We start from the raw sequence: 11,512 nt of genomic DNA, 5'->3' as shown, positions 1-11,512 counted from the left end.
TCATGATGCGCACCTTTCCCGTGGCGCTGAGCGCCTTGTGCATAGTCGCGATCCAGAGGGATGCATCCAGCCCGTCGATCTGCTGGCTGTCCGACAACAGCCGCCCGCCCAGATGGGTGCCTTCCTCGGCCAAGATGACCTCGGCACCCCCCTTTGCGGCTGTCAGCGCGGCCATCAACCCCGCAGGGCCGCCGCCGATCACCAGCACATCGCAAAAGCCAAAGGCCTTTTCGTGATGCTCGGGGCTGGCATTGCGCGTGATCTGCCCAAGCCCCGCGGCGCGGCGGATCACCGGCTCGTAGAGCTTTTCCCAGAATGCGCGCGGCCACATGAAGGTCTTGTAGTAGAACCCCGCCCCCAGAAACGGCCAGAGCAAGTCGTTGACCGCCATCAGGTCGCGATCCAGCGGGCCGAGATGGTTCTGGCTTTGCGCCACCAGCCCGTCGAAAATCTCCTGCACCGTGGCGCGCGTGTTGGGGATCATCGCGTCGCCCGTGCCGATCTGCATCAGGGCGTTGGGCTCTTCCGACCCGGCGGTCAGCACACCGCGCGGGCGGTGATACTTGAAGGACCGTCCCATCAGCTTGACGCCCTTGGCCAAGAGCGCCGAGGCGATGGTATCGCCCGCGTAGCCCGTGACCTGTCGCCCATCGAAGCTGAACCTGACGGGCGTGGTCCGGTCGATCAGCCCGCGCCCCTCAACCCGCATGGCGCGCCTCCGATGCCAGTGTCGCGCCTTGCACCGCATGGGTGGCGGTGTTGCGGGCTACGACCAGCCATGCACCGCAGCCGCCGCCATGATACCACAGCTCGCGCGTGGGTCCGGCGGGGTTGTCGCGCAGGTGAAGATAGTCGTGCCAAACCGTGGGCAACGCATCGGCGGCGGGGCGATCAAGCGTCACCGCAGCCCCCTTGCATGTAAATTCGCGGATATCGCGCGGGCCACAATATGGGCAGGGAATTTGCATCGGTCCTTGCGCCCCTCAGTGCAGGTTGTGTTGGCTGCCGGTGCCTTCTTCGTCCATCAGGCCGCGGCCCGTGGCGAAGCGGTCAAGACGGTAGCGTTCGGCGGCGGGGTGGGGGCGGTCGGTGGCCATCAGATGGGCAAAGCAATTGCCCGATCCCGGCACCGCCTTGAACCCGCCATAGCACCAGCCGCAGTTGAGATAGAGTCCCTCGATATGGGTGCGATCGATGATGGGCGAGCCATCGGGCGACATATCCATGATCCCCCCCCAGCTGCGCAGGGTGCGTGCCTTGCCGATCATCGGCATCAAGGTCATCCCCGCCTCGGCCACATGCTCGGCCATAGGCAGGTTGCCGCGCGCGGCATAGCTCGCGTAGAAATCCAGATCGCCGCCGAAAACCAGCCCGCCCTTGTCGGATTGGCTGATGTAGAAATGCCCCATGCCGTAGCTGATCACATGGTCGATCACGGGCTTCAAACCCTCGGTGACAAAGGCCTGCAAGACATGGCTTTCAATCGGCAGGCGCATCCCCGCCATCGCCGCCACTTGGCTTGAGCGGCCCGCCACCACGATGCCGACCTTTTTGGCCCGGATCGCACCGCGCGAGGTCTGCACGCCGGTCACGCGGCCAGCTTCCATGTCGATCCCCGTCACTTCGCAATTCTGGATCAGATCGACGCCGCGCTGGTCGGCACCTCGCGCAAAGCCCCAGGCCACCGCGTCATGTCGTGCCGTGCCGCCGCGCGGATGATAAAGCCCGCCATAGATCGGAAAGCGCGTCTGCTCGTAATCGAGATAAGGCAAAAGCTTGCGGCATCCCTCGCGGTCCAGAAGGATCGCGTCATCGCCTTGGTTGATCATCATGTTGCCCCGCCGCACGAAGGCGTCGCGCTGCCCGTCGGAATGGAACAGGTTGATCAGCCCGCGCTGCGAATGCATCACGTTGTAGTTCAGATCGGCCTCGAGCCCTTCCCAGAGCTTGAGCGAATGGGAGTAGAATTGCGAATTCCCCTCGAGGAAGTAGTTGGCGCGCACGATGGTGGTATTGCGCCCTACGCTACCGCCGCCAAGATAGCCCTTTTCCAAGACCGCGATGTTGGTCAGCCCGTGGTCGCGCGCAAGGTAATAGGCCGTGGACAGCCCATGGCCGCCGCCGCCGATGATGACGATGTCGTATTCGTCCTTGGGCGCGGGATCGCGCCAAGCAGGCCGCCAGCCCCGGTTTCCGGTTAACCCTTGTGCAAGCACCTGCAAGCCTGAATAGCGCATGGTTTTCCCCGTTCCCTCGGGGGCACTATCCGTTGTCGGGGGATGAAAGAAAAGCCCGCCTGCGACACGGCAGATCACGGGCGCGACTGCTCAGCCTTCATTGGTAATGCCCGGCATGCTCGGCGCGGTGGTGATCGCCCCGTTGAACGGCACCTGGCCGGTACGGGGCCGGGTGAAGGTGAAATTGCGGAAAGTCACCGCATCGATGCCCATGTCGAAAGCTGTCGTGTAAGGGATGAAGGATTCAACCAAAACCAACCGCTCGGAATCCGACATATCGGGCAAGAGCCCAACGAAATCGGCAAGGTTCGCGGTGAACAAGCGGGCTTCGCCATTGGTCGCGTAAGACCACTCAACACTCATCGCGTCGTTGGGCTCATCATAGACGATTTGGGTCATGCGCATACGCGCATTGCCGTTGTTGCGCACCATCGTCGTGAAGATATCGGCGAACCCCTCCATGTCGAAGGCGGTCAATGTCTGGTTTTGCCGCGAGATCACATCGGCCACCGCATAGGTCGCCTTGACCGAACTGCTATAGGTGCGGAACGCATCGAAGAAGACGAAGCTGCCCACATAGACCCAGATCAGCACCGGGGTGATGATCACGGCCTCCAAGACCGAAGCGCCGCGCTCGTCGGATCGGAATTGGCGAAGAAGTCTGGCAAGCATCCCGTCCACCCCTCAATTCGGCTCGTTCACGTAGATCGAGGCCGCGACCATGTGCAGCCCGCCGCTATCGTCGCGCGCAAGGTTCAGGCCAAAACCCGAGAAGGGCAGTATCCGGTCGATCACCGCGCATGCCCGCATCAGCACAAGCTGGTTGCCCGCGCCCTGATCGAAGGTGTTGAACGGCACCACGCTCGGATCGTCGCGTCGGACACAGGCCACCCCGTTTGCGGGCATCGCATAGGTCATGCGGTCGATGACGGTCAATTCGACCACCAGAACGCTCTCACAATTCTTGATCGCGCGGGTATTGTCGCAAATCGCGATCTTGATATCGTCGGCGTTGGGCGGTCGACTTTGGCCCGTAACGGGGTCCACGATCTCACGCGACAGCCGCAACAGGCGTGCCGCCTCTTCCAAAGAACGTTCCATCAATACCTGACGCGACAAGATCACCCCGGTTTCGAACACTGCGACGAAGAGCGCCATGATCACGGGGAACATGATCAGGAATTCGATCGTCGATGTCGCCCGCTCGTCGCGGATGAAATGGCGAAGTGTCGCGATGAACTTACCCATGCCACACCACGTTCATTGCACAAGGCGCAGTTGGTTGATCGTGCGCGCGATCGAGGTGAAGGCGTCCGAGATGTCAGCACTTTGCACCTCGTAGTAATGCGCATCCGTCGTTGCGCAGTGGCGCATCACCGCTTGCCCGCGCGCGGGTGCCTGAAAGGCGATCGAGAACACGACGATGTCGTTGGCGCGCGCCACGTTACAGATTTCGCGCAAGCGCCGATCCGCCTCATCGTCCCAGACGTATTCGTCGAGGATATCCCAGAAGTCATACTGCGCGCCCATCGCTTCCACGGCGCTACGCCGCCAAGAAGCGCTGCCTGCCCATGCATCCGAGTTGAACAGGTCTTCGCGCACCTCTCGGACCGGGATGTGGTTCCACAGATCGGCATAGTCCAACCGGATGGCATTGTTGTTGCCACCGCCATCGGGGAACGAGCGCCACAGCTTGGCATCCTCTTGCCAAAACATGTTCCACTGGCTGTAGAAGACCGAGAAATCGCCATCATCGGGATCGCGCCAAAAGGGGCTGGGGCCGTTGCGATAAGCCGAGGTCACATCGTATTGGGCGGTATTCTCGCCATCGGTCATCATGACGACGACCTTGATGGTGTCATTGTCGCTATATTCCGCGGGGCGATCGGTGAAGTCGGTATGGACCGTGCCGTTCGTGGTCAGCCCGTTCAGCGCCGGGCGCGCCATCGGGTCGAGCAGTGCGACCGCCCAGCGCATGCCGGCATCGATCGCGGTCGAACCCTCTGCTTCAAGACTGGTAATCAGCTGGTGCATATCGCCTTCGCTGTTTGACCACGGGATGATCGCCGCTGTGTCATCGCGTGGGCAGCGCGGTTCCGGCACCGCGTCAACCCATGAGTCCGTCACGATGTCGAAATGCGCCATCCGTTGGATCGGCACCGCCGGGTCAAGACCCGAGACGGTGAAATCATTCCATTCGAAACGCGAACAGCGCGAATAGTTGTGCAAATTGCTGAGTGCATAGACCGAGCTTAGCGTGGTGCCCACATTGACATGGCCATTATAGGGAATGACCGAGATCGACACGAATTGCTGCCCTGTCGGGTTGGTATTGGCCGCCAGCATCGACGTCACGAAATCACGCGCCGCCGGTTTGAGATTGGTCATCCGCGTACCCTCCATCGAGCCCGATACGTCCAAGACGAGCGAAACCTCGATATTGGGGATGCGTTCCTCGGCGGCCCCCGCTGCGGGTGAGCTGAGAACGCGCTGTCCGAAAAGCCGCATGAACAGCGTGTTCATTTCCATCTCTGCCGAGGCCGTCACGCGGCGGGCGTTGATCCCGTCATCGACCGTGACGCGCAGGCGGTAATTTCCAAGTCCCGCGGTTTCGAAATAATTCTGCACCACTTCCTGCGCAGGGCGTTCTTGGTCCAATGCGGCGGCGGCCAGAACCGCGCGATCCAAAGTATATTGAAGCTGCGTGCGCTGTGCCTCGTAGCGCATCAGGTCGATGGCGATACCACCCACGCCGATCATCAAGACGAAGATGACCGTCGCAAAAACAGTGATGGTGCCATCTTCGCGCTGAATGAAACGCGCGGGCATGTCACGCAAGATCCGCGCGGCGGCTTGTTGAACGAGGCATTCTGCTTCGTAGGGGCGCATTGGTTCAACTCCTGACAACTCGTAGCCCGTGCTTCGGACACAGTGGGCCGAGGGTTTGAATGTCTGCGAAGCGCGGCGAAAATATGGCCCAATCACGCCGATACGGGGAAATTCCGTTCGCGAAGCAGAGACAATCGACCGGGAGGCGACAGCGCTGCCATTGCATGGGTTGAGTTGCGCAACTGCCTGTGGCTAGCTTGCCCAAGTGTTGCCGCGCCCAAAAGCGGGTGCCGCGCGCGGGGAGGTTTTGTGATGCAAATGCATGCCGGCGAGCCGAGTTTTCGCCAATCCGTCGATTTGATGTTCAACCGTGCTGCGGCGCTCATGGATATGCCGCCGGGACTGTCCGAAAAGATCCGGGTCTGCAACGCAACCTATATCGTGCGGTTCGGCGTGCGCCTGCGCGGCGAAATCCGCACCTTTACCGGTTACCGCTCGGTCCATTCCGAACATATGGAACCGGTCAAGGGCGGCATCCGCTATGCGCTGGCCGTAAACCAAGACGAGGTGGAGGCGCTGGCCGCGCTGATGACCTATAAGTGCGCGCTGGTCGAGGCGCCCTTTGGCGGCTCCAAAGGCGGGCTTTGCATCGATCCGCGCGAATATGACCAAGATGAGCTGGAAAAAATCACCCGCCGCTTCGCCTATGAGTTGATCAAGCGCGACCTGATCAATCCCGCCCAGAACGTGCCCGCCCCCGATATGGGGACCGGCCCGCGCGAAATGGCGATCATCGCCGATCAATATGCGCGCATGCACACAACCGATATCAATGCGCGCGCCTGCGTCACCGGCAAACCCATTCATGCGGGCGGCATCCAGGGCCGGGTCGAGGCGACGGGCCGCGGCGTCCAATATGCGCTGCGCGAGTTCTTTCGTTACCCCGAGGATGTTGCCAAGGCGGGCCTGTCCGGCACGCTCGACGGCAAGCGCGTGGTGGTGCAGGGCTTGGGCAATGTGGGCTATCACGCGGCGCTGTTTCTCAGCACCGAGGATGGCTGCAAGATTACCCATGTGATCGAACATGATGGTGCGGTCTCCAACCCAGACGGGTTCGACATCGTGGCGCTGCGCGAATGGATCGTGGCCAATGGCGGCGTCAAGGATTGCCCGCTTGGCACCTATCATGCCGATGGCGGGCGGCTGCTCGAGGCCGATTGCGATATCTTGATCCCCGCCGCGATGGAGGGGGTGATCAACCTGCATAATGCCGCCGCGATCAAGGCCCCCCTGATCATCGAGGCGGCCAATGGCCCGGTCACCGCCGGCGCAGACGAGATCTTGCGCAAGAAAGGCACCGTTATCATCCCCGATCTTTACGCCAATGCGGGCGGCGTGACGGTCAGCTATTTCGAATGGGTCAAGAACCTGTCCCATATCCGGTTCGGCCGCATGCAGCGCCGCCAAGAAGAATCGCGCCACCAGCTTTTGGTCGATGAGCTAGAGCGCATCAGCCGCGACAGTTCGATCAACTGGACGCTTTCGCCGGGCTTCAAAGAGAAATACCTGCGCGGCGCAGGCGAGCTGGAACTGGTGCGCTCGGGCCTCGACGACACGATGCGCGCGGCTTACCAATCCATGCGTGAGGTCTGGTGGCAGCATGATGGCGTCAACGACCTGCGCACCGCTGGTTTCCTTGTCTCCATCGGCCGCGTGGCCGAGGCTTATCAGGCCAAGGGGATCTAGACCTCAGCCTGGCCGCTTGGGCATTTCGCCATTCATCTCGGCCACGATGATCTTGATCAGGTCGGCCACCGGCTTGGCTTGGTGTGCCGCTGTTGCCCCACCCACGGCCACCCGCCGCCCCGACCGCCACCATAGCGCGGGCGCATAGACGCGACCACGTGTCGTGGGAGCCTTGAGCCTGACAAGAAACCCGCCTGCGGGTTTGAAGGCAAAGACCGAGCGGTCGACGCTTTCAACCTCGGCCAGCTCGAAAATCACCCTCCCCCCTGCCTCGCGTAGCGCGCTGCGGGTCAATTCCAGCGTCACGGCGGTCGCAATCCAAACCTGCCATGCAAGATAAAGCGATCCGATCCCGAGGATTACCAGAAAGGCCAGCCAGACCAGATCGGCGGGTGGGGTCGCAGCGGCGACATAGATCAAGATGAAGCCCAACATCCCCAGCACCCCCGTGGTAAAGACGCGCCGCACCGGATGCGGATCGATGGTGGCCAGCACCTCGTTGGGATCGGGATCTTTGCGTTTGGGCATCATGTCTCGCCTATTGCTTGACCGCCCCATACCCCGTCGCGCGGTGTTTGGCGAGACTTGCGCATCCCTGCACAGTGACGGTGTGCGCATCCCCCTTTGCCGCGCGCGCCGCGACCGCTACATCACCTCGCGAGACAATGAGGAGTGCCACGACCATGTCGATCCGTCCCATTCTGGAAACGCGCCACGCCAAGCCCACGATGGAGGGTGCGGGCGTGCATCTGCACCGTGCTTTCGGCTTTCAGGATCCGACCGAGTTGGACCCGTTTTTGCTCTTCGACGATTTCCGCAATGACGACCCGATGTTCTATCGTGACGGGTTCCCGTGGCACCCCCATCGCGGGATCGAAACCATCACCTATGTGCTGGCGGGTACCGTCGAACATGCCGACAGCTTGGGCAATCGCGGCCGTCTTGGGCCGGGATCGGTGCAATGGATGACGGCCGGGTCGGGCATCTTGCATCAGGAAATGCCGCTTGGAAACGCCAAGGGCCAGATGCATGGCTTCCAGCTTTGGGGCAATCTGCCGGGCAGCCAGAAAATGACCGCGCCGCGCTACCAAGATATTCAGGGCGCCGAAATCCCCGAGGTGACCGATGATGACGGCACCCATGTGCGGGTGGTCACAGGCGAATTCTGGGGCAAGCGCGGTCCCGTCGACGGGATCGCCGCTGATCCGCAATATCTTGATATCTCCATGCCTGCGGGCGTGAAGAAGACCTTTCGCATCGACACCTACCGCCGCGCCTTCGCCTATATCTTCGAGGGGCAGGCGGCGTTCGCCGATGCCTCGCGCCCGCAAGGGGTGCTGCTCGAGAAAGAGGTGATGGGCCAAGAGTTGAACATTCGCGACATGTCGGGCGACCGCACCCTGGTGCGTTTCGGCACGGGCGACGAGGTGACGGTGCAGGCCGGGCCCAATGGCGTGCGTTTCCTGCTGATCTCGGGCGCACCGATCGAAGAACCCGTCGCATGGCACGGGCCCATCGTGATGAATACCCAAGACGAGTTGCAGCAAGCCATGCGCGACCTGCGCAACGGCACCTTCATCAAGCCCGCCCACTAGAACCAGACCCGGTCCCGCCATGGCGGGGCTGGATATCGCCCCCGGCTTTGGCCTATGCCTTCAGTCATGCTGAACACCGTCACCATGGGTGAAGATAGCACCCACCCGCCCATCTTGATCGCGCATGGCCTGTTCGGCTCGGCGCGCAACTGGGGTGTGATCGCGCGCCGCCTGTCCGATCAGGGGCGGCGGGTCGTGACCGTCGATATGCGTAACCATGGCGACAGCCCTTGGGAGGGTAACCACAGCTACCCCGATCTGGCCGAGGATCTGGCCCAAGTCATCGCCGCCCATGGCGGACAGGCCGATGTGCTGGGCCATTCGATGGGCGGCAAGGCGGCGATGGCGCTGGCTCTTACGCACCCCACCCTTGTGCGACGCTTGATCGTGGCGGATATCGCACCTGTTGCTTATGGGCACACCCAAAAGCACCTGATCGACGCGATGCGCGCGGTCGATCTATCCTTGATCGAAACCCGTCGTGACGCGGATCTGCAACTGGCCGGCCATGTCTCGGACGCAGGGGTGCGCGCTTTCTTGTTGCAATCGTTGGATGTGAAGGGGCGGGCCTGGCGGTTGAACCTTGATGCGTTGGAACGCTTCATGCCCGCGATCTTGGGCTGGCCTGATCTGGTCGGCAGCTTTGACGGACCGACGCTGTTCTTGTCGGGCGCGCTGTCAGATTACGTCAAACCCGACCACCGCCCGGCGATCAAGGCCCTGTTTCCCAAGGCGCAATTCGCCAAGATCCCCGGCGCGGGCCATTGGCTGCATGCCGACCGCCCGCGCGAATTCGAAGCCGCGATCGTTGCGTTCTTCGGCGTTTAATCCTGCGCGCGCATCATTCGCTTGAGGATACCCGTCTTCCAGACGCGCTGATGCACGATGACCGCGCCAATATGGGCCAGCACCAGCAAGATCATCAGGTTCTTGAGCAGCTCATGCGCCTCGCCTGCGGCTTCCATTCGGCCGCCCCATGCCAAGGCCCCGGTGATCGGCAAGCCGATCAACAGCGCGTAAAGCGTCAAATGCGCCAGATGCCCGGCCTTGCGAAAAATCTCGGGCTCGCCCTCGGGTGGGGGTGGGGCGCCGCGATCATGGCGCAAGATCAGCCGCCAACAGGCTAGTAGCAAGATCACCGCGCCGCCTGCGATATGGCCGATCACCGGGGCGGAAAACGCGTATATCCCGGTCTCGGTAGCGATGTCATAGGCCTCCGCCATCCCCTCATGCAGGACGAATTGCAACACGATGAGGACCGCGACCACCCAATGAAGGATGATTTGAAGCCTGCTGTAGCCTTTTGATTGTGTCATGGCGCGCCACTCCCGCTAAAGATGTGAAAAGCTACCATGTCATGTGTGGCTTTGCGATCTGCGCCGATGCACACATCATGTTGCGGCTTTGCAAGCATCGGCCGATTTGGCGCGAATGACCCCATATTTTGTTGCAGCACGGGGTCGGACACCGTAGATGCGGTGGTACAGGTGCGTACGACGCGGTCGCATTGCGGGGCGGGGTTGGCTTTCGGGTCGGCCTCGCCCTTTAATTTTCTGCGATGCGGCATTGTGAAAAAGATGAAGACGTCAGGTGCTTAGACGCGGTCTTCGCATTGCCTGACGCCTTCTCTCGGACCAGCGTCCCGAAGGACGTTTTGCCCTGTTAGAACCGACCGATCGCAAGATCACCCGATCCCGGTATCCGTGGCCGCAAGACCCCGTCTACCTTCCCGTATCGCGTGGTCTAGGACCACCCGCACGGGCCACCGAATTCCCCATCCCCGAAGGTCTGGCCAATCCAGCGCGCCACCTGTCCGTCCCGTCCGGTAGTCCGCCCAAGTCCTTGATCCGTAGATCATTTACCCCGGCATACCCCAGTCCGTTCGGCTGTCGGGCGTCGTCTGCGAAGCACGAGTCTCCGCTGCGTTTCACCTTTGGCCACCGGGCCTGTCGCGCCCCGCTTCGGTTACCCTCTGCGGTGATCAAAAGGTCTCAAACACCCCCGAGTCGCGCAAGCATGAAGCAGTGCAGCATGAAATTTTCCTGTGGAGGAAATCGTGGATTCTCGGTGAGTGCGGCGCGATTCCGGGCCGTGGATCAGCGGTTTGGACGGTATCGCGCGCGGTCACGATTTTTTGGCGTTTTTCTGCAGCTGCGAAGAGAAAAACCGCCCGCATAGCCCGTACACACCGCGTACATCCCCCCGTTTGACGCCCATCAACCCCTGTCTGCGGCCCGCATGCAAGGCTGAGAGAATCACGCTAAAGGGGAAAAAGATGATCTCGCTCGAGGATATGGAGGATATGTGCAGCCTGACCCGCGCCGAGATCGCGCAGGTCGCCGCCCATGAACATGTGACCGAAGAGGCCGCGGTGGCGGAGATCGAGCGCCTGATGCACGAACATGGCGGCCCACAAGCGCTGAACCGGATGCTGTGCGAGGATATCCGCGCCGCACTTCACGCCGATGATGTGGCCGAGGCGCGGCGGCTGTTTGCGCTCCTGCACGGGTTCCTCGCCGCGCATCCCGAGGCGGTGAGGGGGTCCTGACCCGTACCGGGTGAAACCCGGCGAAAGGTCCAGTGGACCTTTCGGGGGAAGGACGGGCGGAGCCCCAAGGTGAAACACGGGTTCGTCGCGCGGCCGGAGGATTGGCCGTTTTCGCGGGTCGCATCGGGATGGGCGGTATGTGCCGGGGTTGGAATTGGGGATGTAGGGTGGGTGAAACCCACGCGGGTGTGTGGGTGGTGGTGGGGGATGGTGGGGTGGAACTCCATACTACGGATCTAGGTCAAGTCCTAGGTAAGTCTGCACTGAGCCTAGGTCGACGCTCTTAGTTCCAATTCTTGCTTTTACTTCTGCCGCGTCTCTCACGATGGATTCGATCGTGGACTCAATTGCGGCTATATCGCTCAGGTTTAGTCGCGCCGAAACTACAGTCCCTTCGAAATCGCATGGTAATATTTTCGTCCTTGAGCCTCGCTCAAATACTATTGCAGCGGATCCCGAAGCGATCATCAATGTTCCCAGGCTCCCAAATAGGCGATAAGCTTGAAATAGCCCAAATCCTGCGTTATCCTATTCTGACTTTTGCGCTGATTTCTTCT

At 61.5% G+C, this 11,512-nt stretch carries 12 protein-coding genes; 4 read left to right on the top strand and 8 right to left on the bottom strand.

What is annotated here, in order from left to right:
- The 6 genes from ACTG4J_RS12025 to ACTG4J_RS12000 all read right to left on the bottom strand — a co-directional run.
- The coding region (locus tag ACTG4J_RS12025) for a 2Fe-2S iron-sulfur cluster-binding protein (protein ID WP_439139821.1) at positions 1-709 on the bottom strand (709 nt) is incomplete at its 3' end.
- A complete protein-coding gene (locus ACTG4J_RS12020; protein ID WP_439139820.1) occupies positions 699-968 on the bottom strand; it encodes a sarcosine oxidase subunit delta in 270 nt (89 codons plus the stop codon). The genes ACTG4J_RS12020 and ACTG4J_RS12025, both read right to left, overlap by 11 nt.
- 15 nt (positions 969-983) lie before the next feature.
- Positions 984-2,237 carry a sarcosine oxidase subunit beta family protein gene (locus tag ACTG4J_RS12015; protein WP_439139818.1) on the bottom strand — a complete coding sequence of 418 codons (1,254 nt, stop codon included), beginning with the start codon at positions 2,235-2,237 and terminating at the stop codon, positions 984-986.
- A 90-nt stretch (positions 2,238-2,327) separates the two neighbouring features.
- Positions 2,328-2,909, bottom strand: coding sequence for a TadE/TadG family type IV pilus assembly protein (locus tag ACTG4J_RS12010; protein ID WP_439139816.1), 582 nt, complete (start codon positions 2,907-2,909; stop codon positions 2,328-2,330).
- A 12-nt stretch (positions 2,910-2,921) separates the two neighbouring features.
- Positions 2,922-3,485, bottom strand: a complete 564-nt coding sequence (locus tag ACTG4J_RS12005; protein WP_439139814.1) for a TadE/TadG family type IV pilus assembly protein — start codon at positions 3,483-3,485, stop codon at positions 2,922-2,924.
- Between the two features lie 12 nt (positions 3,486-3,497).
- Complete coding sequence (locus ACTG4J_RS12000; RefSeq protein ID WP_439139812.1) at positions 3,498-5,126, bottom strand: pilus assembly protein TadG-related protein; 1,629 nt, start codon at positions 5,124-5,126, stop codon at positions 3,498-3,500.
- A gap of 258 nt (positions 5,127-5,384) precedes the next feature.
- Between ACTG4J_RS12000 and ACTG4J_RS11995 the strand changes: the two genes are divergently transcribed.
- Positions 5,385-6,812, top strand: coding sequence for a Glu/Leu/Phe/Val family dehydrogenase (locus tag ACTG4J_RS11995; protein ID WP_439139823.1), 1,428 nt, complete (start codon positions 5,385-5,387; stop codon positions 6,810-6,812).
- 3 nt (positions 6,813-6,815) lie between these two features.
- Here the strand turns inward: ACTG4J_RS11995 and ACTG4J_RS11990 are convergent, their stop codons facing one another.
- Positions 6,816-7,340 (bottom strand): hypothetical protein, encoded by a 525-nt coding sequence (locus tag ACTG4J_RS11990; protein ID WP_439139810.1) that lies wholly within the window; start codon positions 7,338-7,340, stop codon positions 6,816-6,818.
- Positions 7,341-7,495: 155 nt separating this feature from the next.
- Between ACTG4J_RS11990 and ACTG4J_RS11985 the strand changes: the two genes are divergently transcribed.
- Together ACTG4J_RS11985 and ACTG4J_RS11980 are read left to right on the top strand one after the other, a co-directional pair.
- On the top strand, positions 7,496-8,407 hold the full coding sequence (locus tag ACTG4J_RS11985) for a pirin family protein (RefSeq protein WP_439139808.1): 912 nt from the start codon (positions 7,496-7,498) through the stop codon (positions 8,405-8,407).
- 66 nt (positions 8,408-8,473) lie between these two features.
- Positions 8,474-9,235, top strand: coding sequence for an alpha/beta fold hydrolase (locus ACTG4J_RS11980; protein ID WP_439139807.1), 762 nt, complete (start codon positions 8,474-8,476; stop codon positions 9,233-9,235).
- Here ACTG4J_RS11980 and ACTG4J_RS11975 read toward each other — a convergent pair.
- Positions 9,232-9,723 (bottom strand): cytochrome b, encoded by a 492-nt coding sequence (locus ACTG4J_RS11975; protein WP_439139805.1) that lies wholly within the window; start codon positions 9,721-9,723, stop codon positions 9,232-9,234. The genes ACTG4J_RS11980 and ACTG4J_RS11975 overlap by 4 nt on opposite strands.
- Positions 9,724-10,682: 959 nt before the next feature.
- On the opposite strand from ACTG4J_RS11975, the gene ACTG4J_RS11970 reads away from it, so the two are divergent.
- The gene (locus ACTG4J_RS11970; protein WP_439139803.1) at positions 10,683-10,955 is read left to right on the top strand and encodes a hypothetical protein; all 273 of its coding nucleotides are present in this window, start codon (positions 10,683-10,685) and stop codon (positions 10,953-10,955) included.
- Positions 10,956-11,512: the final 557 nt, after the last annotated feature.

The sequence above is a fragment of the Roseicyclus sp. genome, assembly GCF_965662675.1.
Classification (GTDB): Bacteria; Pseudomonadota; Alphaproteobacteria; order Rhodobacterales; family Rhodobacteraceae; genus Roseicyclus.
Note: the sequence above shows the minus strand (reverse complement) of the source record. Positions and strands in the feature narration are given on the sequence as shown.